Genomic DNA, 26176 nt, shown 5'->3' with positions numbered 1-26176 from the left:
GTGCTTGGTCGAAATGAGTTACTGGTTTTATTTCAAAAATGTTACATCAGGCAGGTTTCGGAAAGAAATACTAGTGTAGTAAGAAAGGTTTACAAGGGGGGAAACAAAAAAGGGCGCCCTGAGGCACCCTTTAAAAATTCTTCACGTTAACGCGAATTAGATGCGCTCAACGTTAGCAGCTTGAGGACCTTTCTGACCTTGCTCGATGTCGAAAGATACTTTCTGGCCTTCAGCTAGAGATTTGAAGCCTTCACCAGCGATAGCACGGAAGTGAACGAATACGTCAGCACCGCCGTTGTCTTGAGTGATGAAACCAAAACCTTTCTCGTCGTTGAACCACTTAACGATACCAGTTGCTTTAGACATAATATGTCTCCTGAATAAAATAATTTAATTAACGCTTGTTGCGTACTTAAGCCATCATAATGAATTACTTATGGACAAAAGAATGTTGAGCTCTTCAGGACAACGTCGCTCGATGAAGCGGTGTAACGAAGTTTTCTATTTCAATTTGTTGCATAAATAGGTCTGCATTTCAGGCCAAGCACATTAGGCCACACGAGAGGGTGGGTGGCAAGCAAATACTTTAAAATTTAATCATTTATATTGAAAAATGTGATTTGTATTGTGCTAAAGCCATTGTTTTACTGAGGGTATACAAGAGCTTATCGCTGTTTTGGCTGATTAAACATCAAATTAGAGTGAAAGGTCGAAAATAAAGCGGAAAATTGTATGCGGGGGTTATGTGTGCAACTAAGAGGTTAATTTAAAAAGTAAAAAAGGGCCTAAGCAGCCCTTTTGTACAAGTGAGAATTAAGAAATTAAATCTTTTCTACGTTCGCCGCTTGTAAACCCTTTGGACCTTGCTCTGTTTCAAAGCTAACTTTTTGCCCTTCCGCTAGCGTTTTGAAGCCGTCGCCAGTGATCGCACGGAAATGAACGAATACATCAGCACCGCCGTTGTCCTGTGTGATGAAACCGAAACCCTTTTCTTCATTGAACCACTTAACGGTACCTGTTGCTTTAGACATGTTGTCTCCTGAATAACTTACATCTGTACATATGCCAATACTATTTAACCGAGGTAACAATTGAATCTATTTGCTCCAGTTGGACTTGCAAAAAGTATTGCTAGATGAAGCGATTCAGAAGTCACTGTTGTATCAACGCCAAACATTACTGGTCAATTCAAAGATTAGGCAGCATTGGGCTAATTGCAAATAAAAAAATAAGAAAATTGTGGTGACTTTCACAGGATTTCCATCAACCTGAACAGCGGCTGAAATAGTCTCACAAGTTTAACTAATTCTTACTTTTTGATTTCATCAATTTGTGATGTACCAGGTGTATACCTATGTGATGACAAGCGTTAAACAGGTGGCTACTTGAAAGCCGTTGGGTGATATCTTTACTGAAACTGAAATATGTCAAGGAAGCAGCCAGTTTTGGTTTAACTGCTCAAAATGTGACTTGAGTGGCAATACAAGTTTCTGCTATAACGGGTACAGTTAGGTTTTGTAGATTCATATAAGGACAAACAATGAACACTATCCTAGAGCTAGTTCGTCAAACTCGTCGTAAGAACAAGCTAAAGCGTGAGATCCTGGACAACGACCGTAAAATTCGTGATAACCGTAAGCGTGTTGAATTGCTTGAAAACCTACTTGATTACATCAAAACTGATATGACGCATGATCAAATCGTTGAAATCGTTGAGAACATGAAAGGCGATTACGAAGACCGTGTAGATGACCACATCATCATCAGTGCTGAGCTTTCTAAAGAGCGTCGTGAAGTTAGCAAGAGTGTTAAAGAGCTGAAGAAAGCAGAAATCGCTTCTAAGCAGTAATTCTTCAAACAGTTTTACAAAAGCCCGATCAAAGTCGGGCTTTTTTTATGCTTTTTTACTCTGACACAACAATAATGTACTTAAATTCAGGTATATATAAGTAAGTTAAAGCTATTATTACAGTTAAAGCTATTTTTGAGGGTTATTGCTTGTATAAACATTTTGGAATCATCGCTTGCTTGCCTTTAGTTGCACTTGCTGCTGACACAGAAGAGCAACCTATTTCTGTCGAAGAGACTAAGCCTTTAGGTTTTATCTCGGTAGACGATTTACGGCAGAAAAGAGACGGTGAACAAAAATGGGGGATTGCTGCTGTAATGCGGAATGCCTCGATTCCCTATGCGACCGAATCTGTTGTAGAGGATTCTTCGGTTTCAACCTTCGTACCCATGATGTTCTATCAGGGAGACCGCTTATTCATTAATGGTACTGAAGGTGGCCTCAATTTATACCGTGAAAAAGACTGGGAAGTTAACGCCCTCGTTCGAATGCACTTTATTGATATACCTTCTTCTTTTCAGAATGAGATAGGCGGCGATACGGCTGATTACGGTTTGCAATATAAATACCATTGGGACGACAATTATTATACTGACTTTGAGTTATTGTCGGACCCTGATGGGAGGTTCAGCTCGCAGCTCTCTATTGGCGGCGACTATCAATACAAAGATTGGCGATTCCTTCCCAAGGCATCTTTGATTTGGAAAGACAGTGATTACAACAGTTATTACTATGGCTTAACTTTTGAAGATATTGACTCAGGCGTTGATGCTAAACTAGGGTCTGCCTTTAGTTACCATGTCACATCAAATTTGTATATTGTCGGTGGGGCTTATGCCCGTTACTTTGATAGTAATACCCGAGATGCCGCCATTGTTAGTGATAACTGGCAAGGGGAGGGTTATCTAGGCTTTGGTTTCTATAATGACGCCAAGAAGCCGAGAAAATCAAGCATTGGCAACAAGCCATACTTGCGCATCGCTCACGGCTGGGCAACGCCGTCGAATATGGGCGAGATCTTCAGCGGTAATGGAGAAAAAGACGAATTTAATAATCAGCTGACCTCATTCTTCTATGGCCACCCGTTAACGGATGAGCTGTTTGGTTTGCCGCTGGACATCTACTTGACTCCGGGTTTTGTTTGGCATTGGCATTCTGACGTCCAAAGCTCAAGCCAAGAGTATGTGATGGCGATAAAAGCCTACTACACCTTTACCTGGCCGGTAGAATGGCGCTTCGGTGTGGCGGAGGGTTTGTCTTATGTTAACCGAATTACATATATTGAGCAGGCTGAAATGGATCGCAAGGGCTATGAGCCGAGTAAATTGCTCAACTATCTCGACTTTTCGTTTGATGTGAACCTAGGGGATGTTTTTAACCATAAACCGTTGGACGGTGTATGGCTTGGATATAGTTTGCATCACCGCTCTGCAATCTTTGAAAATGCATCCCAGTTTGGGCGCATTAAAGGCGGTAGTAACTACAACACTGTATATGTGCAGTTTGATTTTTAAGCGCGCTTGAAAATCGATTACAAAAAAGCCTTACCCATCAGTAAATACAGTAGCGAGAATGGGTAAGGCAATGAGATGGGGCAGTGTCGCGAGATGGCGCTGCCAAATATTAATTCAGGATTATTGAGCCTAAGGGTTACTGAGCTAAGTTCTCTAGCTCTTGTTTCGCTTGGGCAATGCCTTTCGCTGCCATTTCTTCGCCCATTGCTAGCGCTTCGCTGTAAACCACGTCAACATCGGTTAGGCCGACAAAACCTAGGAAGGTTTTCAGGTAAGGTACCATGATATCCGTGTCCCCACCTTTGTGCATACCGCCACGGGTTGTCACCACAATCACTTTCTTGCCTGTTAGTAGGCCAACAGGACCATTTTCTGTGTAGCTGAAGGTTACACCTGCACGAGCAATTAAATCAAACCAGTTCTTAAGCTGAGTCGGGATAGAAAAGTTATACATTGGTGCACCAATCACCAAGGTATCGCTGGCTTTGATTTCTTCAATCAGTTGATCAGACAATGCCAGTGCTGAAAGTTGCTTTTCATTTAGGTTTTCACCGCCACGCAGGCCGCCGGCAATTTCGCCATCTAGAACAGGCAATGGCTGTGCTGCCAGGTCACGCTCAATTACAGCAGTGGTGTTCATCGAATCTACCAGATAATCGATAAGACCGTTTGATTGTGAGTAGTCACCGAGAATGCTTGATTTTAGTACTAGAACGTTTGACATAGGTTGCTCCTTGAAATGCATTGCCGTTTGGCTTGGAACTAACTATACGAATGGGCAGCATAAGAAGATAGCGGAAAAAGTCGGTGAAGATATTCGAAAAAATCGAATGGGAGGCTTTTATATTAAACTATTGATTATATGTGGTTTGGATTTTTGTGGGGGGCTGGTGGCTATGTTTTTCTTTGAGTATGAACAAAAAAATTAATGTGTTGCTGAGTGCTGCTGTAGAAAGTTAAATACGGAGGAGGAAGACAAAAAATAGCCCGAAACGACTCCTGTTTCGGGCTTAGGGGAATGGCTCGTGAGAGCCTTGCGCTAACTGGTTAGTAAATGGAGATCAATTACACTTTCAATGTTAGTTCAAGCAGTATGATTTGCCAGTTTTACCACTAAGAATGTTATTCATCTCTGATACTTAACAAAAATATCCTGTGCTCTGACCAAATCTGTTGCAGTAACTTAATGCTAGTAGTTACAGCGATAAAATACTTGCTCAGAAACTAGAAATTAGATGTCAAATAAGTTGGTATCTCTTACCAGTTCGCGAGGCAAACCATTCTTAATTCGGTTTCCGACCCATTTACCGATCCCGATCGGGTAGTCACGGTAAGTCACAATCACCTCACCTTTGCCGGATAGGTCTTCCGGGCGAATATCCCGTCCCATAAACCATTCTTTTGCTTGTGCCGCATCAAGTGCAACGGCCGTTTTTTCTTCGCCAGTTGCCAAGGTCATAATAGCTTCGTGCTGCCAGCGGTAACCTTTTTTATGCTGTTCCGCTAGCTTGATACCAATGCGCTGGAAACGGATCTCACTAAGAAGTGTTCGAAGTTTTGCTGGGAACAACCAAACTTCTTTGTCACGTAGCCAGATTTCACTGTCAGCAGGAATATCTAAGTCAATATCATGCTTAAATGCTTGGGTAATGGCTTGGCTATCTTTGCTACTTGCTAGGCTGAATGGGAACTTGCCCTTACGCTTTTTAACGGCAGGAGATTCAACCGCTTCAAGCTTGCGAATACGTGCCACGAAGAAACCTTCACTGTCGAAGATCTGCGGATAAACATGCAGGAAGCCTTCTTCTGTCAGTGCTTTATCTGCACCATCGAACAGATCAGATAATGATTCGAACTCTACAGCATCACCAAATGTGTCTTTTAGGTGCTGACAGACTTTTTGGTTTTCGCTCAAGTTCAGGGTACAGGTGGAGTAGACCATTACGCCGCCTGGTTTCAAGGCCTGAAAGCCACTGATGATCAGGTCTCGCTGCACGGCGGCAATCTCTTCCACAGATGCCAGGCTCCAGTTAGCCATTGCATCATCATCCTTACGAATTGCACCTTCTCCGGAGCATGGGGCATCGAGAAGAATAGAGTCGAAGGACTCAGGGGCCCAGCCACCGAAGACACAGCCGTCAAAGTGGGTAAGTGCAGCATTGAACACGCCACAGCGTTGCAGGTTCGAATGGAGAACTTTGATGCGGCTTGCTGCCAACTCATTGGCAACCAGGGCTCCTTCATTTTTCATTGCGCAGGCGATTTGAGTTGTTTTTGAGCCTGGAGCTGAGGCCATATCAAGCACGCAATCGAGCTTGTTGTTGTCTTTTAGTAGCGCAACAACAGGCATCATAGAGCTGGCTTCCTGGATGTAGAAAAGGCCCGCCATGTGCTCTGCTGTATTGCCTAGCGAGACTGACTCTTCATCTTCACGCTCAATCCAGAATCCGGTATCACACCAAGGGACAGGTGTGAGAGTCCAATCTTTATCGGCAACACGGGCGAGAAAGTCTTCCACACTGATCTTTAAGGTGTTAACTCGGATACTTCGACGCAGAGGTGTTTTACAACTAGCGATGAACTCATCCATGCTCAGGTGATCTGGCATGATTTGGCGAATTTGCTCGATGAATGCGTCTGGGATATGGATATTAGGATGCAAGGGAATGTCTCGATTATCTAGCAGTGGGGCGGAAGTCTACCATTTGTGGGTAGCTAGGTAAAAGAAAGGGAGATAGAACCCTTATCTGAAACTATCTACCACCCAGATATAAATGGATATTGTCGTTCATATAAAAAAGGAGCATTGCTGCTCCTTTTCTATTATATGGGGTTAGTGTTTCGGTATGGCTGTTCGCCAGGTTTTCCACTCAGGCTTGGCTGTCTCGTGCAGCAAGAAGTGGCTGTCGCTCTTGGCAATCGGAGAAAGCGGTTGGCTTTCCGGCGTTGCGAAAGCAATGCCACCGCGGATAAGGCTATCAACCGTGCCGCTTTGGACTGTTGCACCTGTCAGGCCAATGGTCACATCGATGCCGGACACATTCCAAAATACGCTGTCAGTACGGACAAGGTGGCTGAAGTCCTGTTCGATCTGGGCTTCAATAATGACTCTGTCAGCTAGCTCACCAAGGCTTACTTTTACCACTTCACCCACTTGGATATCACGGTATAGCAGCGGGGTACCTTCACTGATGGAATTACGTTTTTCAGTTTCCAATATTACGCTCAGCCCTTTATTTTGCAGTTGGGCATTACCTAGCGTGAAGCTTTGCGAGTAATGGCCTTTACCCGGCGTGACAGCAATATAGCTGCTGAGCAGGGTATCAAGATTTTTGGCACCGGTGATGCTGATTTTGGGGCTGACAATCCAAAATTGGCTATCAACTTTTGCCAATAGCTCGGCGTATTTCGGAAACAGGCGCGCTTTCACGATAACCTTACCGGTATTGAAGTCAGGCTCGGTTTCAACCACTTTACCCACATTGACACCTTGGTAACGAATGTCGGTGTTCACCTTAATGGTTTTGGCATCGGAGGCGATCATAGTTACTAATAAGCCGTAGTCTTTGGCTTCTTTATAACTATTGTAAAGTTTGTAACGGTTACCGCTGCGGTTGGTCACTCCCTCTAGTTCGTCAAAAGCAATACCGCCTTTGATCAGGGTGCTGATAGGGTCCGCTTTGACATGAACGCCATCCAGCCCAGCCTCTACCTCTACGCCAGAGCGGTTCCAGAATACGGTGTTTGCTGAAATTAAATGGCGATATTTATTGTCGACTTTTAGTCTTATCGTGACACCGTCACGTGTTAGTTCATAGCTAGCCACTTCACCCACCTCCATGTTGCGGTATAGCACCGGGCTACCTTCTGAAATAGGCGGCAGTTCATCAGCATACAAGCTGATAGCAGCGAATCCTTTGGCTTTCTCTGCGGCTAGGGTGGCTAGTTGGCGACTCTTGTACAGCGGGTATTGGTTGAGCACTTTACTAGAACCCCCGCTAGTAAAGCTGATGCTTTGACTGATCAGCTGATCGGCCGGTGGGACAGAGACATCAAGCCCCTGGCTGTTTAAATTGGCTTGAATACCGCCATCAATGTAGAAGCGGCTACCAGAACGAACTAGCTTGGTATATTCAGGCTGTACAATCACATTGAAGCGTACTTTCGTGCCATCAAGCCTTACCGACTTAACTCGGCCAACTTCCAAGCCACGGTGTTTGAGTTTAGTTCCTCGCTTGATGCCGTAGCTATCATCTGCATATAGGGAAAAAGAAGCGACGCCAGGCTGTTGTTCCTGAAGTTCATCCTGGCTAATCGCAACAAACTGACGACTGGTTTCACCACTACCTGGGATCAGGGTTAGGAAATTACCGCGGAGTAGGTTACCAATGTTTTTCACACCATTGAGAGAGAGCTCTGCCTCTTCTAGCAGCATCTTTGAACCTGTGGTCAACAGATCACTCATCATTGGCTCAATAGCTGCGTAGGCGATGATAGCTTTGCGCTCTCTATCAAGGCGGATATCGGAAATCTGACCAATCTGTAGTCCCCGGTAAACGATAGGGGCACCGTTATCACTGATATTACTGTCTTCAGGGAGTTCTATCGTGATGGCAATCCCTCGCCCAGCAGTGTTGAGATCTGGATATAGATGAAAGAGGTGATCAGAGTCTATTGGCAAGCCTTTATCCGGCGAGTCAAAGGCTATGGCCCCACTGATCATGGCGGACAACCCTTCGAACTGTACGTCAATGCCATTGAAGCCGATATTGGCGCTCATGCCGCTGACATTCCAGAAACGGCTCTTGTTGGTAACTAGGTCAGCATATTGTGGCTTAATCAAAACATCGATGATTACCTGTTTGTTGTTGGGGCTAAGGTTGTGGTTGTAGACCTCGCCGACAGGAATTTTTTTGTATAGCACTTGTGAGCCGATGTTGATGGCACCAAGGTGAGGCGCCCGCAGCCTGATTTTTAACCCTTCACCAACCGGTGTATCAGCAGGTTGAGTGTCGAGCGCGTCAAACTCATTGGCAAACTTACCTTCACCAGGCTGTAAGGCAATGTAGTTACCGGAGACAAGAGCATCAAGGCCTGAAATACCGGTGATAGAAGCTTTAGGTTTAACTAACCAAAAGCGGGTCCCTGAACGAAGGGTTCGCACAGCTTCGGGATAGATGTCTGCTTCGACATAAATACTCTTCAAATTGCTTGATAGATTAACGTCGCGAACGATACCCACTTCCAACCCTTGGTAACGGATTGTGGTCCGTCCTGCCACTAAGCCAGCAGCATCATTGAAGTGGATTTTGATCCGTTCACCGGCCTCATTGACGGCTTTGAAAACTAGCCACCCTGCGAGAACCAAGGCTAGCACGGGGAGGATCCACAGCGGGGAAATCCCGCGATCGCGCTTTATATTGACCGGTGTAGGTTGTTTATTATTTGGTCCGTTGTTCATAGTTGTCCCATATCAGACGAGAATCCAAGCTTTCAGCGGCAAGCATTGTCAGCACCACCACGACACCAAAGGCAATAGCGCCAGGGCCGGGGGTAAAGTCGAGCAATTGATCACGGTCGATGAGCGTCACCATGATCGAGATAACGAAGAGATCCATCATTGACCATTTACCGATCCATTGGATAAAGCGGTATAGCTTCATTCGCTGCAGATGATTGACACTGCGTTTGAATTGAATGTTCAATAGGATGAAGGCCAGGCCAAGGATCTTGGCAACAGGCACGACAATACTGGCAATAAAAATAATGATGGCAATGCCTAGCATATCGGAGTTCACCAATGAGGCGACACCGGAGAAGATAGTATCTTCGACACGCTTACCATTATTGAGAAAGATAGAAATCGGATACAGGTTCGCAGGGAAGATAAACACAGTCGCTGCGATAAGGTATGCCCAGGTTTTTTGGATGGACTGAGGCATACGCTTGTGAAGCGGGAAGTCACATCGTACGCAGTTATCATGGTCATCTTGCGTCATGTGGCAATGATGACAGTGTCTTGCATGGCTGTACTTCTTGTGTTCGGTTTCTGGCTGCCATGCTTCCCAGTAGCGGTTGATGCTGATACGGGTAAGCAAAAGCGCAGTTAGGAGTTGTAGCAGCACTAAAGAATACAACCCGGGACCGACAAAGATGTCAGCATAATCCTGAACCTTGAAGCACGAAATTCCAAGGCTTACCAGAAAAACATCAAACATGGCCCAGTGCTTGAGGTGCTCAATAATCCATAGTGAACGGCGAAACAGTTTGATTCGGCGGAATCGCAGGCCAACTTGTGCGCCTAAAACAGAACCACAGACCAGTAAAGGAGCAATGGAACTGCAAAACAGGATGAGTAAGGCAACGGCTGGAAAATTAGGCGCAAGGGAGAAGGTGCCGGAAGTCAGTGTTGCCGGGATCATTACGCCGAACAGGCGGATAGTGATCAGAGGAAAAAAGTGAGCCGGAATGAAAAGTATCAAGCAGGCGAGGGCAATCGCCAGTTCACTGGAAAAACGAAAATGACCACCTCGGTAAAGCCGGGTGTTGCAGCGTGGGCAATATGCACTTTGTCCCTGTTCAGCGACCTGCGGAAGCAAGGGTAAATCGCATCCGGGGCATAGTCTCGCTGTGGTCATTAACGTTTATTCCTTTAAAGTATTTTCTTAAATGAACGGTATTTTATTATTTTAGGTTCATTCTGGCTACAGGTACTTGTGTCATTGAATCATTTTGATTTTCAGATGATTGTACAGAACCATACAGTGTTTGATACAAACCTTCCTCGTTCACTAATTCATGGTGCGTACCGCTTTGGCTGACCTGACCATCTTCAAGCACGTAGATTACATCAGCTTGTTTAACCGCAGATAAACGGTGAGCAACAATTAGCGTGGTTCTATTTGCAAGAAATTGATTTAGAGCCGTATGCAAAGCTGCTTCTGTTGCGGTATCTAATGCTGATGTCGCCTCGTCAAGAATAACAAACTCAGGGTTAGTCAGCACCATACGGGCAATAGCAAGTCTTTGTCGTTGCCCCCCGGACAATTTGATACCTTGTCGGCCTATTTCTGTATCCAAGCCCTCTGTAAGGCGCTGGGTGACATCGGTCATCTGAGCAATTTCCAGTGCCTGCCATAGTTGCTCGTCTGTGTATTCACCACCTAAGGTAAGGTTGTGGCGCATAGTATCATTAAATAATACAGGCTGTTGTAGGACCACTGCCATTTTATTACGTAGCGCTTCGTAGCTCACATCTTCTATCGGGTGACCATTGACCAAGATATCACCGGCATCTTTCTGGTAAATCCCAAGAAGCAGCTGGATCAGTGTCGACTTACCACCACCTGAAGAGCCAACCAAAGCGACCCGTTTACCGGCAGGGATATGCAGGCACATGCCACGCAGGACTTCTTTATCCTCATCATAGGCGAAATGGATATTTTTGACTTCAATATCAAGGCTATGATCACTGTTGAACGGATTCACTTTCTGAACTGGGCGTACTTCTTCTTCGATAGCGATAAGGCCATTAAGACGCTGCATAGCCGCAGATGCGCTGTACCAAGCAAACTGAATGCCTAGTAACTCCTGCACAGGACCGAGCATGAACCATAGGTAGCCAAAGACTGCGAACATCTGACCGACACTGAGATCTGTAAACAGTACCATGATCATTGCCATGGCACGGAATAGCTCAAAGCCGACCAGGAACAGTAAGAAAGAAATGCGGCCGGCAGCTTCTGACTGCCAGGCATATTTGTCGGCATCATGGCGAATATCGTTGGCATTAGACTTTAGCTGGGTTAGGAAATCACGCTCACGGTTTGCGGCTCGTAGTTGGTATATACCGTCAAGTGTTTCCACTAAACGTTGTTGGAAGCGCTCAAAAGCTTGGTTTTCTTTTTTCTTTAGGGTTTTTACTCGGTTACCCATCAGTTTGGAAGCATAAACTACGATAGGGTTCACCAGTAAAATGAACAAACCAAGCTGCCAGTTTAGCCATAACAGGATGGCTGCTGTACCGATCACGGTAAGGAAACCCACCAAGAAGCGGCTTAGGGTGTCACCGACAAATTTATCGATGGTTTCGACATCAGTAATAAGGTGAGAAGTAATGCCGCCGCTGCCACGTTCCTCATACTGACGCATGCTTATTCGACCCAGCTTGTCGATAAGGTGTTGTCGCATGTTGAAGGTAATGTCTTTGGCAACCAAGGTGAACTGGCGGCTCTGAAGGATGTTTAGCGCTTGGCTAGCGACACGCATCAAGACAACAAACAGCAGTACCAGCAAAATGTAAGCAGTAGACTGTTGTAAGGAATCAGGTAAAAAATGGTTTAGAAATTCGATGCCGCCAGCGGGCTTGTCGAGCAAGATTTCATCGACCATTAAAGGCATTAACAGTGGAATAGGAACACTGATAAGGGTCGCAATAAGCGCAATAATATTGGCTGCAATCAAGCGGGGACGGTGATTTTTCGCTTGCTTTAACAGCCAAGACCAGTTAATCATTTGGTTTGAATTGTTTTTCACAATGATAATGATTCCCATTATTAATAAAGTAAGCCATTTTAGCGGCTATAAAAGGAGTAAGCCATGGAAATTGGATCAGTGAATTACCAAACGCTGACGAAACAAGCGATCGCACTGGTTGAGGGTGAGACTGATCTCATTGCTAATATGTCTAATATTAGTGCTTTACTGGCCATGGAGTTAGAAGAGATTAACTGGGTTGGTTTTTATATCTTAAAAGGAGACCAACTTATCCTTGGTCCTTTCCAGGGTAAACCGGCTTGCGTAAGGATACCTGTAGGGCGTGGTGTATGCGGTACGGCGATTGCCGAGAACTGTGTTCAGCGTGTAGAAGATGTTCATCAATTCGAAGGGCATATTGCGTGTGATGCTGCGAGCAACTCTGAGATTGTCATCCCGTTCATGGTGAAGGGGGAGTTATACGGTGTGTTGGATATTGATAGCCCAATCTTATCAAGATTTAGTCAATCAGACGAAGATGGACTAGTTTCTTTGTTAGAAGAACTACAAAAAAGGCTCTAATTGCATGCTTTCGGTGGTTTTTCGGCGTTAGGTAACTATAATAGCGGAACAATTTCTTTTTGATTAAAGTACTAACGGCGAGGAAACTCGCATTTGTCAGGAAAGTCCATGGAAAACTCTGAAAAGCTAACGAACAGTAAAGAAGTCATTGCCTACATTGCTGAGCGTTTCCCAAAATGTTTTACTGTTGAAGGTGAAGCGAAGCCACTTAAGATTGGTATCTTCCAAGATCTGGCTGAGCGTCTAAGCGAAGACCCTAAAGTAAGTAAAACTCAACTGCGTACCGCTCTGCGTCAATACACTTCTTCCTGGCGTTATCTTCACGGTGTGAAAGCGGGTGCAAACCGCGTTGACCTTGATGGCAACGATTGTGGTGTGTTAGAACAAGAACACGTAGATCACGCGAAACAAGCACTTGAAGAAAGCAAGGCTAAAGTACGTGCGCGTCGTAAAGAGCAAGCAGAAGCAAAAGCGGCTGCTAGCAAGGATGGTGAAGCGAAGGCGAAAAAAATTCGTCCAAAAACTGCTAAACCAAAGAACACAAAACAAAAAACGACTAAGCTAAATAAAAAGCCTGCAGAAACGACCCGTGCACTGACTGCTGATGAAGTCGTCGTTGGCAAGAACGTTAGTGTTAACATGGGCAACGGAAACATGCCGGCAACTATCGTTGAAATTAATAAGGACGATGTGCGTGTTCGCCTATCAAATGGTTTGACCATGGTAGTTAAAGCGGAGCACCTGCGTTCGTAAAGGAGAATGCTCGACGCATGAAAGGTCGATTCCGTTTCTCACTGATTGCTGCTGGCATGATGCTAGCAGCCTCAGCGCAAGCCCTAGAGGCGACATACAAGTTAAGTGATATTCCGCAGCTGGAACCTGAAAAACAGCATGCGACTGCCAGTAAACGAGTAGCTTCACGCTTTACTCGTTCACATTACAAGCAATTTTCACTTGATGACCAATTTTCTTCCAGTGTCTTTACGCGCTATATCGAGATGCTGGACTTCAATAAAAGCTTCCTTACTGCTTCCGATATTCGGCAGTTTGAAAAATGGGAAGATCAGCTAGACGATCAGCTCAAAAGGGGTGACACGTCGGCGGCTTTCGATATTTTCAATACGTTGCTGAAACGTCGCTATGATCGCTACCAATACGCACTTACCTTACTTGATCGTGAAATCACGTTTGATGCCGATGAAGAAATGGAAATAGACCGTTCAGAAATGGATTGGCCTAAAGATCGTAACGAGCTCAATGAAATCTGGCGTAAACGTGTTAAATACGATGCGCTGAACTTGAAGCTCGCAGGTAAAGAGTGGGATGAAATCAAAGAGACGCTAGGCAAGCGTTATAACAACGCCCTTAAACGTCTAACTCAAACTCACAGCGAAGATGTATTTCAGATCTACATGAATGCCTTTGCCCGTGAAGTTGATCCTCATACCAGCTATTTGTCACCGCGTAACGCTGAACAATTCCAATCTGAGATGAACTTGTCTTTGGAAGGCATTGGTGCTGTTTTGCAAGTGGTTGATGATTATACCGTAATTCGTTCTTTGGTCGCTGGTGGCCCAGCCTCAGCCTCGAAAAAATTGGCAGCTGGTGACAGAATCATAGGTGTCGCGCAAGACGGCAAAGATATGGTCGACGTGATTGGTTGGCGACTGGATGATGTTGTACAGCTCATCAAAGGGCCCAAAGGCAGTAAAGTTGTTCTGGAGATTCTTCCAGAGGGGAATAACGCGAAAAGTTACGATGTCACAATTGTCCGTGACAAAATTCGACTAGAAGATCGTGCGGCTAAATCTTCGGTAGAAACAGCAAACGGTAAGAAAATTGGGGTGATCGAAATCCCGAGCTTCTACGTGGGCTTGTCTGAAGATACCAAGAAAGAGCTAGCGAAACTCAACGACCAGCAAGTTGATGGCGTCGTTATCGATTTGCGAAACAATGGTGGTGGAGCTTTGACTGAAGCAACAGCACTGACTGGTTTGTTTATCAATAGCGGCCCGGTTGTTCAGGTACGTGATAGTTACGGCAGAGTGAAGGTGAATGGCGATTCTGACGATCGTGTTTACTTTGATGGACCGTTAACTGTTCTAGTTAACCGTTACAGTGCATCAGCGTCTGAAATCTTTGCGGCAGCAATGCAGGATTACGGCCGCGCCGTTATTCTCGGTGAGCAGTCGTTTGGTAAGGGTACGGTACAGCAGCACCGCTCGCTGAACCATATCTATGACTTGTTCGACAAGCCGCTGGGCCATGTGCAGTATACGATCCAAAAGTTCTACCGCATTAACGGCGGCAGTACCCAGAATCTAGGCGTCGTGCCTGATCTCGCTTTCCCGACGGCGGTTGATCCTTCTGAAACGGGTGAAAGTGTTGAAGATAATGCGTTGCCTTGGGACAGCATCAAGGCTGCAGACTACCAGAAGCTCTACAACTTCTCGGCAGTGCTACCTTCGCTGAAAGCCAAGCATGAACAACGCATCCGCAAAGACATGGAGTTTGGCTTTATCCAAGATGATATTGCCAAATATCATGAAGAGAAAGATATCAACATGATTTCTCTGAATGAGAAAAAGCGGATTGCTGAGCAAGATCAGGAAGACGTAGATCGTTTGGCTAGATTGAATCAACGTCAGAAAGCGGCAGGTGAAAAACCTTTCGCAACATTGGATGATGTGCCAAAAGACTACGAAGCACCTGATGCTTACCTTGAAGAAGCGGTTGCCATAACCTCTGATTTAGCAAGAGCGCAAAGCTAATTTGTGATAATTGGCATGACCTTACAAAAACGGCACCTGTACTGGGTGCCGTTTTTTTATGGGCAAATACGACTGGGCAACTCGATATTCTGTATGGGATTCTTCGTGTTTCACCACTGAGACAGGGGATAGATTAGCACTGATAACTCTCAACTTTTATATGCTAGCGGCCAATTGCCGACTAGGGTTAAAGGTAGGTGATCAATTCGGTGTTAGGGGAATGCTATGCTGAAACATGTAATTATCGCTGTAACCCTGTTTCTTACGACATTCGCTGTCAGTGCTAAATCGACAGATTTGACTGAATTTGATTATCCCTTACTGCTAGGTGATTGGTATTGGTTCAGTAATACCGATGAAGGTGTTGAAAGTGAAGGTGCTAGTTATCGTGCGATGAATATCAAATTCAAATCAAATTACAGATTTGTTATCCGCCTCCTTCAAACAGACGGCAACGTTGAAGAGTGGGATGGGAAATACGATATTGACGAATCGACTGTAACTTTCCTATCACATGGACAGCCAGAGCAGCAGCATAGCTACATGTTAAGCTACAACCAATTCTTGCTCGATGGTGCTCGCTTTACTAAGTTAGCACCAGAAAATCTACCAGGAAAATGGCGTTCTTCTCAGATCTCTGGACAAGATGTCGGTGACAGTGTTTCTGAAATTGCTTTATCACTACGTCCGGACTTCTTGTTTTCTGCTGAAGTCTCGGGAAAAAATGGTAAGAAGAAAGAACACCGTGGTATCTATTTCATTGAAGATGATCGCATTGTGCTGATTTATGAAGATGGTCAGCAAGACAGTCAATTCCGTCTTGGTAGCAATACGCTAACTTTAAGCAACAAACAGTTTGGAATGGAAGCAGTGATGAGAAGAGAGTAGTCAGAAAGTATTGGTAGAGCTGATGACAGACAAAAAAGCGAGGTTGAGATACCTCGCTTTATGTTTTCATTCAGGGTTAGCTAACAACTTTAAACGCTTGTCGAAGTTGTGATAGGTAGTTCTCATCACGACAGATGCTTTTCCCTGGCTCGTCCGAAATTTTCGCGACAGGGCGTCCTTCGCATTCAGTCAACTTCAGCACTACATTTAGTGTTTTGACACCAGGTAAATCACATGTCAATTGGGTGCCGATACCAAAGCTGATATTGATACGGTGGGCAAAGTGCTTGTAAATGCTGAGGGCTTTATCCAGTGTCAGGCTGTCAGAGAACACCAGCGATTTCGTTTTCGGGTCAATGCCCAATGACTGATAGTGCGCAATGGCTTTCTCACCCCAGGCAATAGGATCACCACTGTCGTGGCGCAGCCCGACAAAGCGCTCTGATAAACGCAGGTCAAAATCACGCAAGAAAGCATCCATGTTGATGCAATCGGTGAGGGCGATACCCAATGAATTAGGGTATTCCTGCAGCCAACGGTTTAGTGCCAGTTGCTGTGAGTCGGCCAGTTCACCCGCGAGTTGCTGATGGGCCTGGAACCATTCGTGAGCTTGAGTACCAACAGGTGTTAAACCTCGCGTACGAGCCAGGTGGTAGTTAGATGTACCTTTGAACTCAGGCATGTGGTCTTTCAGGTAATCAACGACTTCATGGTGGACATGACGAGAAAAGCGGCGGCGTGAACCAAAGTCAACCAAAGAGAAAGCGTCAAGGTTGATATTTTCATCTTTAGCTCTCTGGTAAAAATCAGCCAGTTTCAGTTTCAATGAACCTAGAGCATCTTCAGCTGTTGATTCTGGGTAGCACCGCTGACAGCGTACTTCACAGATGATGGCCAGCAATGGCACTTCCCAAAGGATAATATCAATCCATTTACCTGTGATGGTGATAGCCAGTTGTTCACCGGAAGTGTCAATTTGGACCTGTTTGCTATCGAGTTTAAACGACGCAAGGTACTCAAGGAAGTCGGCCTTGAAGAAAGTCAGTGTAGACAGATAGTCGATTTCTTCCTGAGTGAAAGAGAGATTTGCAAGTCGATCAATATGCTCTTGAATCTCTTGGCTGTACGGACGAAGATCTTCGTCACTCCGGCAATGAAACTCGGCAACAGCCTCAACATTGGGGTATTGATGAAAAATGGCCTGCTGCATGTGCAGTTTGTATGCATCGGTATCAAGCAGGGAGTCGATGATCCCAGTGTGTCCAATATGATTCATAACTAGTTTGGTTGTTTTTTGCAATCCGGATATTTTACCCTATTTTGAGACTGGGTTGTCTCAAAATGTTTCAGATCGTTGAAAAATTTAGGGGCAGCACAATACGCTTAAAAGTCACTAACGGCAAGCCTACAGAGGACATTTTGTGTTTTTTAGACGTGTTCTGTTAACGCATTGTTTGCGCGATGATCTTGCTGTAAAGCGGAATTTAGGTAACCATTACTGCTCGTAAGTTAAGTATAGTAAAGATGATAAGCTAGATTTCAAAGCCCAACTAGCAAAATTAAAGGTTGGTTGTGTGCTAATTGACCGACAAATAAGGCAATTGAGAAACATATCGTCAAAACAGGGTATTAAACTTGTCTGTACCGGGCTAACGCAGAATAATGGACACATACCGCAAGATAAGAAGCGGAAAGAGAAGGAATAAACATGGCCGAACAACCAACAATCCAGCCAACGGCAAAATATCGTTCAGATTATAAAGCACCAGAATTCACGATTACCGATCTCTCCCTGGAATTTGATCTACATGATACTGCTACTCGTGTTGTAGCGATCAGCAAGGTTGAGCAGCAGGTGGAAGGTGCGACATCTTTGGTACTTGATGGTGATGCGCTTACCTTAGTTCGCATTGAAATCAATGGCGAGAGCTGGGCAAATTATGCCGAGAGTGAAGGGAAGCTCACTATCAACGGTTTGCCTGCCTCATTCGATATGCTGATTGAAACGGAAATCAATCCTGAAGCGAATACCTTACTTGAAGGCTTGTATAAATCTGGCGGTGCATATTGCACCCAATGTGAAGCCGAAGGTTTCCGCCGAATTACCTATTACCTAGACCGTCCAGATGTTCTCGCGCGATTCACTACCAAAGTGATTGCGGACAAAGAGCAATACCCATACCTATTAAGTAACGGTAACCGCATTGATGGCGGTGATCTAGAAAATGGTCGCCACTGGGTGCAGTGGGAAGACCCGTTCCCGAAACCGAGCTACCTGTTTGCATTGGTTGCTGGTGACTTTGATGTGTTGCGCGACAAATACACCACTGTCAGCGGTCGTGATGTCGCACTGGAAATCTTTGTCGATAAGGGCAACCTTGATCGCGCTGAATATGCGATGACATCTTTGATTAACTCGATGAAGTGGGACGAAGAGCGTTTCGGTCTGGAGTACGATCTTGATATCTACATGATCGTTGCGGTCGATTTCTTCAATATGGGCGCGATGGAAAACAAAGGCTTGAATGTCTTCAACTCCAAGTTCGTTCTGGCGAATGCGAAGACGGCAACCGATACCGACTACCAAGGTATTGAAGCGGTGATTGGCCACGAGTACTTCCACAACTGGACAGGTAACCGAGTGACTTGTCGTGACTGGTTCCAGCTTAGCTTGAAAGAAGGCTTGACCGTTTTCCGTGATCAGGAATTCTCTTCAGATTTGGGCTCTCGCCCAGTGAACCGGATCAACAACGTTCGTATTATGCGTGGTCCTCAGTTCTCAGAAGACCGCGGCCCGATGTCTCACCCGATCCGCCCTGAAAAAGTGATCGAGATGAATAACTTCTACACCCTTACGGTATACGAGAAGGGTAGTGAAGTGATTCGTATGATGCACACTTTACTAGGCGAAGAAAACTTCCAAGCTGGTATGAAGCTGTACTTCGAGCGTCATGACGGCACGGCGGCAACTTGCGATGATTTTGTTCAGGCGATGCAAGATGCCTCTGGCATTAGCCTTGAGAAATTCCGTGGTTGGTATAGCCAGTCAGGTACACCGGTTGTGCAGGTTGAGACAGAATACCTAGCAGAAGAAAAAAGTTACCGTGTCACTATTAAGCAGCATACGGCACCCACTCCGGGTCAGGAAGAGAAGCATCCGCTTCATATTCCATTTGATATCGAGCTATACGATACAAAAGGCAATGTGATTCCGTTACAGTGTAATGGAAAGTCAGTCCACAATGTGCTGGATGTGACTGAAGCTGAACAAGTATTTGTCTTCGAGGGCGTCGAAGAGCAGCCTGTGATTTCAATGCTGCGTGAATTCTCAGCGCCTGTCATTTTGGAATACGACTATTCAGATGAAGAACTGACCTTCTTGATGGTTCATGCCCGCAATGAATTTGCTCGTTGGGATGCAGGTCAAATCCTATTGGCGAAATACATCAAACAAAATGTTGCTCGTTGCCAGCAGGGTGAATCGTTTGAGTTGCCGGAATCTGTGGTTGATGCATTCCGTGGTGTGCTGCTTGATGAAAAACTAGATCCGGCCTTCATCGCAGAAATGCTAACACTACCAAGTGAAAACGAAGTGGCGGGTTGGTATGAAACCGTAGATGTTGATGCGATTAACACTGTTGTTGGAGAGCTTGAAAAAGCACTGGCGGTGGCAATGGAAGATGAATTCAGCGCAATCTACCATTCGCTAACGCAAGCGGCGTACACTATCGAACACGAAGCAATGGCAAAACGTTCGCTACGTAATACTTGCTTGAGCTACCTAGCATTTACCGAGCAAGGTAATAACCTAGCGGCTAAGCAGTATGAAGTTTCTGACAATATGACAGATACCATGGCGGCAATGGCAGTGGCGAACAACGCTGAGCTAGCTTGCCGTGCCGAGCAAATGGCAGACTTCAGTGATAAGTGGACCCACGACGGTTTGGTGATGGATAAATGGTTTATGCTGCAAGGCAAGAACCCTGCAGAGAATGCGCTCGATAATGTTCGTGAAACCATGAAACACGCAGCATTTGATATCAAGAACCCGAACCGTACCCGTAGTTTGGTGGCGAGCTTCTGTGCCAATAACCCAGTACGTTTTCACGCTAAAGATGGTTCGGGCTACCAGTTCCTGACTGAAATTCTGACTATCTTGAACACTAGCAACCCGCAAGTTGCGTCTCGTTTGATTGAACCGTTCTTGAAGTACCGTCAGTATGATGAGCAGCGTCAGAAGCTAATGCGTGCTGAACTTGAAAAACTGTCTCAGCTGGACAACCTAGCAAAAGACTTGTTTGAGAAAGTACAGAAAGCGCTAGAGCTTTAAGCTGAAAATTATTTAGAGAAAGGGGCAAGCTATCTTGCCCCTTAATTTATCCAAATATCACTATCTTAAGCGCAGTTCCTTTAGCAAAACACTTGTCACGATCACCAATATGAAATCTTATACTTTCTCAATGCATATTACTTACCAGCAATTCCTCCAGCATTATTCGGGAGCCGCCAGTAACGTTCTGGTAATGACCGACAACGGATTACGTCTGCAATTACCCGCTTCGCGGATGAGACCGTTTCTAACTCAAATTGGTATTCGGGGGCGATTTCGCGTTACCGTATCTGCAGCCAACAAGCTTCAGGCGATAGAGCAAATCATGTAACCGGAAAATGATAAAAATGTAACAGTTGATTTCGAATAGCATGTAAACCATGCCACCAATAAAGGAGCTTATTACCTATTTCATATAGTTTTGACATTAGATTTAATAATCTTATGAAATAAGAAAAATAACCTTAAAAATAAATGGTTATACCAATTGCCATCGGTCTAGCGTTAACCTGATGCTAATTTCACCAGTATCAGATTATCCCGCCAGCCAAAATATCTACATCAGTCACATATTCGATTTTTTTCTGCATAGCCAGAGTAATTAACGTAACTATTCCGCAACAAAACACCCTACAATAGCAGTCACGCAGGAGAGCGTCTTCTGACGGCATGTTCCCTCTGTATGCAACCGTTGGAAGCTTTATAAAAACTCTATACTTGATTGATAATATATAACGATGGAGCATTGCTATGACCGCACCTGACCCTATAGTGCCGGTACTGCTTGAGAAAGTGTATACCTTAATCCAGGATAAGATTGAGATACCTCAGCAGTCATTAGTAGAAGTGTTTGCTCAGCGACTGTTAGGACAACTTGCAGATGATGATCTGCTTCAACGGAATGAATCTGACCTTTATGGTGCTGTACTGAGCTTATGGCATCACCTTGTACAAAATAAGCCAGACCAAATCTCTGTTCGTGTTTATAACCCAACTCTTAGCCGCTACGGTTGGCAGTCACCGCATACGGTGGTTGAAATCATCACGCCTGACCGTCCATTCCTGGTTGACTCTGTTCGTATGACCTTGACCCGTTTGGGTATTACCAGCCATATGATGCTCAATGGTCCGTATTTCTTTAAGCGAAATACAGCAGGCACGATCACGGAAGCGTGCGGTAAAGACGGTGATTTGCAGACCCTGTTCCATATCGAAGTAGACCGCCTAAATGACAAGCAAGAGCTTGAAGCATTAAAACAAGAACTAGAACAAGTGCTTCAAGATGTCGATCTGGTCGTGAACGATTGGCAATTGATGCAAACCAAAATGCAGACGATAGTCAAAGAATTGAAGAAAGCGGATCTGCCTGTTAACAAAGAACACCGTGAAGAAGCGATTGCCTTCTTGGACTGGGTGACACACCACAACTTCACTTTCATGGGCTACCACAAGTATGATCTTGTGCCGATTGAAGGTGACTACGAACTGCGCCCGTACGATGAGCCTGGGCTAGGGCTTCTAAGCAAAAAAGATAAAGTCAGAACTCTGCGCCTGTCACAGCTTCCCGAGTCTGCCCGCATCGAAGCCCGCAAACCGGACTTGCTGATCCTAACAAAAAGTAATGCCAAGTCGAAAATCCACCGCCCGGCCTATACCGACTACATTGGGATCAAACGGTTTGATAAAGACGGCAATGTGATCGGCGAGCACCGCTTTACCGGTTTGTATGCATCGACCGCCTACCACCAATCGACCATGAACATTCCGCTGATCAGTAACAAGGTCACGCGGATCTTGGAAGAGAGTCGGTACTCGGCGGGTTCGCATTCATGGAAGGCCTTGAATAATCTGCTTGAAACATACCCGCGTGATGAGCTTATTCAGGCTAGCGAAAAAGAGATGCTAGATGTTGGCTGCGGCGTAGTACGAATGCAAGACAGGGATCTGTTACGCCTGTTCGTACGCCGTGATCCATTCGGTCGCTTCTTCTCTTGCATGGTGTATGTCACCAAAGAGCGTTACAACACCGAGCTTCGACGTAAGACGCAAGAAGTGCTCAAAGACTACTTTGCATCAGATCAGGATGTGGAATTCACTACTTTCTTCTCGGAAAGTCCATTGGCGAGAACGCATTATATCGTGCGAGTAGAAAACAATAATTTCGATGTGGATATCAAAGCTATCGAACATAACCTCGTTGAAGCGGCCGCTTCCTGGGATGATCGCCTGAGTGCATCACTTATCGCCAACTTCGGTGAGAGCAATGGCACATCACTGGCGAAAAACTATGGCAGCGCATTCCCGCGCTCTTACAAAGAGCAGATGCTACCGGGCTCTGCCGTTGCGGATATCGAACAACTCGAAAACCTCAGTGAAGATAACAAGCTCGGTATGCTGTTCTATCGCCCACAGGAAGAAGCCAATGACTCACGTTTCGTGAAACTGAAGTTGTTCCATCGCGATGAGCCGATCCACCTCTCGGATGTCATGCCTATGCTTGAAAACCTGGGCTTAAGAGTGATTGGAGAGTCGCCATACCAGGTGATCACAAAGAGCGGCACGGTTTACTGGATCCTTGATTTTGCGATGCTTCACAATGCCTGCACGGGGATTGACTTGAGCGAGGCACGTGACCGTTTCCAGGAGGCGTTCTCGGCCATTTGGCATGGCGAGCTAGAAAGCGACGGGTTCAACCGGCTGTTGCTGTGCGCGGGGTTGACGGGACGTGAAATTACCATTCTGAGAAGCTTTGCCCGCTATATGCGCCAGGTTGGCTTCCCATTTAGTCAGCACTATATTGAGGAAACCCTATCGGGGCACAGCGATCTTGCTAGATCCTTGGTAGAACTGTTTTCACTGCGTTTCGATCCGAGCCGTAAGTACTCGGACAGCGCGGAAAAAGCGCTTATCGCCAAGCTTAACCAAAAGCTTGAGCATGTGGAGAGTCTGGACGACGACAGGATCATTCGCCGGTACATGGAAATGATCCTTGCGACACAGCGGACGAACTTTTACCAGCTTGATACCAACGGCAAGCCCAAACCTTGGCTGTCACTTAAGCTGCGTCCGTCTGAGATCCCTGAGATCCCAGCGCCGGTACCATTTTTCGAAATCTTCGTCTATGCACCGGATATCGAAGGTGTTCACCTGCGTGGCGGTAAGGTCGCCCGTGGTGGATTGCGTTGGTCGGATAGACAAGAAGATTTCCGTACTGAGATCCTTGGCCTGGTTAAAGCCCAGCAGGTGAAAAACACGGTGATTGTACCGGTCGGGGCAAAAGGTGGTTTTGTCTGCAAGCGCCAGCCTCAGCTAACTACCCGTGAAGAAATTTGGGCAGAAGGCCAGCGTTGCTACAAGCGTTTCATCCGTGCTTTGCTAGATGTAACAGATAACATCATTGATGGTGAGCTAAATCCACCAGCCAATGTTGTTCGCCATGATGAAGATGATCCGTATTTGGTCGTAGCGGCCGATAAGGGGACTGCGACGTTCTCTGATTTGGCCAACTCGGTATCAGAAGATTACAACTTCTGGCTGGGCGATGCGTTCGCCTCCGGTGGTTCGAATGGCTACGACCATAAGAAAATGGGGATCACAGCCAAAGGTGGCTGGGAATCAGTTAAGCGTCATTTCCGCGAGCTGGGTATTAACTGTCAGACCACCGACTTTACCTGTGCCGGCATCGGGGATATGGCTGGGGACGTATTTGGTAACGGTATGTTGCTATCCAAGCATATCCGTCTGGTTGCGGCCTTTAACCACATGCACATCTTCTTGGATCCTAACCCGGATGCAGCCACTGGTTGGAAAGAACGTGAGCGCTTGTTTAACCTGCCTCGTTCAAGCTGGGAAGACTACGATGCCAAGCTGATCTCGGAAGGCGGTGGTATTTTCTCCCGTCGCAGCAAGTCAATCAAACTGACGCCGCAGATCCAAAAACTATTGGGTACCCGCAAACAAAACCTAACACCAAACGAAGTGATCCGTCTGATCCTGAAAATGGAAGTGGATCTATTGTGGAATGGCGGTATCGGTACTTATGTCAAGTCAGAATCAGAGACCCATACCGATGTCGGTGACCGTGCCAATGATGCATTGCGTATTAACGGTAGTGAGCTTCGTGCACGCGTTGTCGGAGAAGGGGGAAACCTTGGTTTGACCCAGCTAGGACGCGTTGAGTTCTCTAAAAAAGGCGGATTGGTCAATACCGACTTCATCGACAACGTCGGCGGTGTGGATTGCTCGGATAACGAAGTGAACATCAAGATCCTGCTTAACTCACTGGTGGCCAGTGGCGATCTGACATACAAGCAACGCAACGAATTGCTTGAGCGTATGGAAGATGAGGTAGGCGAGATTGTTCTTGATGATGCGTATTGCCAGAGCGAGTCGATTTCTGTCACACAGCAGCAGCAGGTTCAGTTGCTCAAAGAGCAGGTCCGCTTCATCCATCATCTAGAGAAAAGAGGTAAGTTGGACCGCGTACTCGAGTATTTGCCAGATGACGATACGCTTGCCGAGCGCGAGAAGTCTGGAATGGGACTGACCCGTCCGGAACTGTCTGTACTGGTGGCATACGGTAAGATGGTACTGAAGGAAGAGTTGGTGACAAAAGAAGTGGCTAACGATCCTTACCACGCTCGCTTGCTGCCTGCGTACTTCCCGAAAGAGCTGCAAGAGCAATACTGTAGCCATATGGAGCACCATCCGTTGCGCAAAGAGCTGATTGCGACGTCGTTGGCAAACCAGATGTCCAATGAGATGGGATGTAATTTCGTTACCCGCCTGCAGGAAGAGACCGGGGCAACAGTGGCAGAGATTTCTTCGGCATATTCTGTGGGCCGCGAAGTTTTCAACTTTGAGCAGTATTTTGATCAAGTTCGTTCGTTGGATAACGTGATCCCGGCAGAAGTGCAGTACGAAGTGCTATACCGTTGCCGTCGGATGCTTCGCCGCGCAACACGTTGGATCCTGCGTAACCGTGATAGAAAGCTGGGTATCGAGCAATTGATTGCCTTCTATCAGCCGATTGTGAACAAACTACGTGAGAACCTTGAGCGTTACCTTGTCACGGAAGAAGTGCAAGAGCATAACGAGCAGGCAGATGCGATGATTAAGCAGGGGATCCCGGAAGATCTTGCACATAACATTGCTCGCCTAAGCAGCTTGTACTCGGCGATGGACATTGCTCAGATCGCGACGGATTCCGACAAGGATCTCGACTTTATCTCTCGTGTCTACTTTGTTGTCGGTGCCGACCTATCATTGCACTGGTTCCTCAAGCAGGTACACAACCAGCCGGTAGAGAACCATTGGCAGGCATTGGCACGCGCTTCGTTCCGTGAAGATCTCGATTGGCAGCAGCGTCAATTGACTTTAGCTGTCATCAGCAGTGGGCTAGAGGCACCTGACGCTGAAAGCTTGATTGAAAACTGGATGGATGAGCATAAATCGGCAATTCATAGATGGAATACAGTCTTGGCAGAGTTTAAAGTGGGTACAACCCATGAATTTGCCAAGTTCTCTGTTGCTCTTCGTGAGCTTATGCTATTGAATTTAAACTGCCAAACAGTAGCATGATGATATAAATAAGCTTTATAGATATATTTATGTCGTAAAAGCTAAATATGTTACTAAACATGGTTCAAAAAGCCACCATTGCTGAAATGGTGGCTTTTTTCTGTCTTGGACAACACAATATAAACGTTTGCTTTCTTCGGGTGGAAATTAAAGTAACCATTTCAACTATCTAACCGTAGATTGAAGG

At 45.9% G+C, this 26176-nt stretch carries 18 protein-coding genes; 10 read left to right on the top strand and 8 right to left on the bottom strand.

Annotated features, from left to right (window positions below):
- Positions 1-156: 156 nt before the first annotated feature.
- Both R2X38_RS07610 and R2X38_RS07605 read right to left on the bottom strand, forming a co-directional pair.
- Positions 157-366 carry a cold-shock protein gene (locus tag R2X38_RS07610; protein WP_036830632.1) on the bottom strand — a complete coding sequence of 70 codons (210 nt, stop codon included), beginning with the start codon at positions 364-366 and terminating at the stop codon, positions 157-159.
- 455 nt (positions 367-821) lie between these two features.
- Positions 822-1031, bottom strand: coding sequence for a cold-shock protein (locus tag R2X38_RS07605; protein ID WP_039461130.1), 210 nt, complete (start codon positions 1029-1031; stop codon positions 822-824).
- A gap of 509 nt (positions 1032-1540) precedes the next feature.
- Here R2X38_RS07605 and R2X38_RS07600 point away from each other — a divergent pair.
- Together R2X38_RS07600 and R2X38_RS07595 are read left to right on the top strand one after the other, a co-directional pair.
- A complete protein-coding gene (locus R2X38_RS07600; RefSeq protein ID WP_317521605.1) occupies positions 1541-1849 on the top strand; it encodes a DUF496 family protein in 309 nt (102 codons plus the stop codon).
- Between the two features lie 254 nt (positions 1850-2103).
- The gene (locus R2X38_RS07595) at positions 2104-3363 is read left to right on the top strand and encodes a MipA/OmpV family protein (RefSeq protein WP_317521700.1); all 1260 of its coding nucleotides are present in this window, start codon (positions 2104-2106) and stop codon (positions 3361-3363) included.
- A 136-nt stretch (positions 3364-3499) separates the two neighbouring features.
- Here the strand turns inward: R2X38_RS07595 and R2X38_RS07590 are convergent, their stop codons facing one another.
- Positions 3500-4087: an FMN-dependent NADH-azoreductase gene (locus R2X38_RS07590; protein WP_317521604.1), complete on the bottom strand. Its 588-nt coding sequence runs from the start codon at positions 4085-4087 to the stop codon at positions 3500-3502.
- Positions 4088-4097: 10 nt separating this feature from the next.
- Here R2X38_RS07590 and R2X38_RS07585 point away from each other — a divergent pair, with 10 nt between their 5' ends.
- Complete coding sequence (locus R2X38_RS07585) at positions 4098-4292, top strand: hypothetical protein (RefSeq protein WP_317521603.1); 195 nt, start codon at positions 4098-4100, stop codon at positions 4290-4292.
- A 302-nt stretch (positions 4293-4594) separates the two neighbouring features.
- Here R2X38_RS07585 and rsmF read toward each other — a convergent pair whose 3' ends face one another.
- The 4 genes from rsmF to R2X38_RS07565 all read right to left on the bottom strand — a co-directional run bounded on the left by rsmF (position 4595) and on the right by R2X38_RS07565 (position 11916).
- The gene (gene rsmF / locus R2X38_RS07580; RefSeq protein WP_317521602.1) at positions 4595-6025 is read right to left on the bottom strand and encodes a 16S rRNA (cytosine(1407)-C(5))-methyltransferase RsmF; all 1431 of its coding nucleotides are present in this window, start codon (positions 6023-6025) and stop codon (positions 4595-4597) included.
- Positions 6026-6196: 171 nt separating this feature from the next.
- Entirely contained in the window at positions 6197-8824 is a 2628-nt protein-coding gene (locus R2X38_RS07575; protein ID WP_317521600.1) for an MlaD family protein, read from the bottom strand.
- Positions 8805-10001, bottom strand: a complete 1197-nt coding sequence (locus tag R2X38_RS07570; protein ID WP_317521598.1) for a paraquat-inducible protein A — start codon at positions 9999-10001, stop codon at positions 8805-8807. The genes R2X38_RS07575 and R2X38_RS07570 overlap by 20 nt, the downstream gene beginning before the upstream one ends.
- 46 nt (positions 10002-10047) lie before the next feature.
- Entirely contained in the window at positions 10048-11916 is a 1869-nt protein-coding gene (locus tag R2X38_RS07565; protein WP_317521597.1) for an ABC transporter ATP-binding protein, read from the bottom strand.
- A 45-nt stretch (positions 11917-11961) separates the two neighbouring features.
- On the opposite strand from R2X38_RS07565, the gene R2X38_RS07560 reads away from it, so the two are divergent.
- The 4 genes from R2X38_RS07560 (at position 11962) to R2X38_RS07545 (ending at position 16079) form a co-directional block, all read left to right on the top strand.
- Positions 11962-12420: a GAF domain-containing protein gene (locus tag R2X38_RS07560; protein WP_317521596.1), complete on the top strand. Its 459-nt coding sequence runs from the start codon at positions 11962-11964 to the stop codon at positions 12418-12420.
- 108 nt (positions 12421-12528) lie between these two features.
- Complete coding sequence (gene proQ / locus R2X38_RS07555) at positions 12529-13173, top strand: RNA chaperone ProQ (RefSeq protein WP_317521595.1); 645 nt, start codon at positions 12529-12531, stop codon at positions 13171-13173.
- A gap of 17 nt (positions 13174-13190) precedes the next feature.
- Positions 13191-15191 (top strand): carboxy terminal-processing peptidase, encoded by a 2001-nt coding sequence (prc, locus tag R2X38_RS07550; protein ID WP_317521594.1) that lies wholly within the window; start codon positions 13191-13193, stop codon positions 15189-15191.
- A 225-nt stretch (positions 15192-15416) separates the two neighbouring features.
- Positions 15417-16079, top strand: coding sequence for a lipocalin family protein (locus tag R2X38_RS07545; RefSeq protein ID WP_317521593.1), 663 nt, complete (start codon positions 15417-15419; stop codon positions 16077-16079).
- A gap of 76 nt (positions 16080-16155) precedes the next feature.
- On the opposite strand, the gene pncB is transcribed toward R2X38_RS07545, so the two are convergent.
- Positions 16156-17355: a nicotinate phosphoribosyltransferase gene (gene pncB / locus R2X38_RS07540; protein WP_317521592.1), complete on the bottom strand. Its 1200-nt coding sequence runs from the start codon at positions 17353-17355 to the stop codon at positions 16156-16158.
- Positions 17356-17787: 432 nt separating this feature from the next.
- On the opposite strand from pncB, the gene pepN reads away from it, so the two are divergent.
- From pepN to R2X38_RS07525, 3 genes are all read left to right on the top strand, one after another.
- A complete protein-coding gene (gene pepN, locus R2X38_RS07535) occupies positions 17788-20409 on the top strand; it encodes an aminopeptidase N (protein WP_317521591.1) in 2622 nt (873 codons plus the stop codon).
- 109 nt (positions 20410-20518) lie between these two features.
- Complete coding sequence (locus R2X38_RS07530) at positions 20519-20740, top strand: DUF2835 domain-containing protein (protein ID WP_317521590.1); 222 nt, start codon at positions 20519-20521, stop codon at positions 20738-20740.
- Between the two features lie 419 nt (positions 20741-21159).
- Positions 21160-25989, top strand: coding sequence for an NAD-glutamate dehydrogenase (locus R2X38_RS07525; protein WP_317521589.1), 4830 nt, complete (start codon positions 21160-21162; stop codon positions 25987-25989).
- The last annotated feature ends 187 nt before the right edge of the window (positions 25990-26176 follow it).

Origin of the sequence: Photobacterium rosenbergii (genome assembly GCF_033022775.1) — a bacterium.
Lineage (GTDB): Bacteria > Pseudomonadota > Gammaproteobacteria > Enterobacterales > Vibrionaceae > Photobacterium > Photobacterium rosenbergii_A.
This window is presented reverse-complemented; position numbering and strand designations above follow the sequence as displayed.

Bases quoted from the DNA above. Each gene is read 5' to 3' on its own strand.
- pncB (WP_317521592.1), bottom strand. From the start codon at position 17,355: ATGAATCATATTGGACACACTGGGATCATCGACTCCCTGCTTGATACC.
- R2X38_RS07590 (WP_317521604.1), bottom strand. From the start codon at position 4,087: ATGTCAAACGTTCTAGTACTAAAATCAAGCATTCTCGGTGACTACTCA.
- R2X38_RS07600 (WP_317521605.1), top strand. From the start codon at position 1,541: ATGAACACTATCCTAGAGCTAGTTCGTCAAACTCGTCGTAAGAACAAG.
- R2X38_RS07565 (WP_317521597.1), bottom strand. From the start codon at position 11,916: ATGGGAATCATTATCATTGTGAAAAACAATTCAAACCAAATGATTAAC.
- R2X38_RS07610 (WP_036830632.1), bottom strand. From the start codon at position 366: ATGTCTAAAGCAACTGGTATCGTTAAGTGGTTCAACGACGAGAAAGGT.
- pepN (WP_317521591.1), top strand. From the start codon at position 17,788: ATGGCCGAACAACCAACAATCCAGCCAACGGCAAAATATCGTTCAGAT.
- R2X38_RS07575 (WP_317521600.1), bottom strand. From the start codon at position 8,824: ATGAACAACGGACCAAATAATAAACAACCTACACCGGTCAATATAAAG.
- R2X38_RS07605 (WP_039461130.1), bottom strand. From the start codon at position 1,031: ATGTCTAAAGCAACAGGTACCGTTAAGTGGTTCAATGAAGAAAAGGGT.
- R2X38_RS07530 (WP_317521590.1), top strand. From the start codon at position 20,519: ATGAAATCTTATACTTTCTCAATGCATATTACTTACCAGCAATTCCTC.
- proQ (WP_317521595.1), top strand. From the start codon at position 12,529: ATGGAAAACTCTGAAAAGCTAACGAACAGTAAAGAAGTCATTGCCTAC.
- R2X38_RS07545 (WP_317521593.1), top strand. From the start codon at position 15,417: ATGCTGAAACATGTAATTATCGCTGTAACCCTGTTTCTTACGACATTC.
- R2X38_RS07570 (WP_317521598.1), bottom strand. From the start codon at position 10,001: ATGACCACAGCGAGACTATGCCCCGGATGCGATTTACCCTTGCTTCCG.
- R2X38_RS07525 (WP_317521589.1), top strand. From the start codon at position 21,160: ATGACCGCACCTGACCCTATAGTGCCGGTACTGCTTGAGAAAGTGTAT.
- R2X38_RS07560 (WP_317521596.1), top strand. From the start codon at position 11,962: ATGGAAATTGGATCAGTGAATTACCAAACGCTGACGAAACAAGCGATC.
- prc (WP_317521594.1), top strand. From the start codon at position 13,191: ATGAAAGGTCGATTCCGTTTCTCACTGATTGCTGCTGGCATGATGCTA.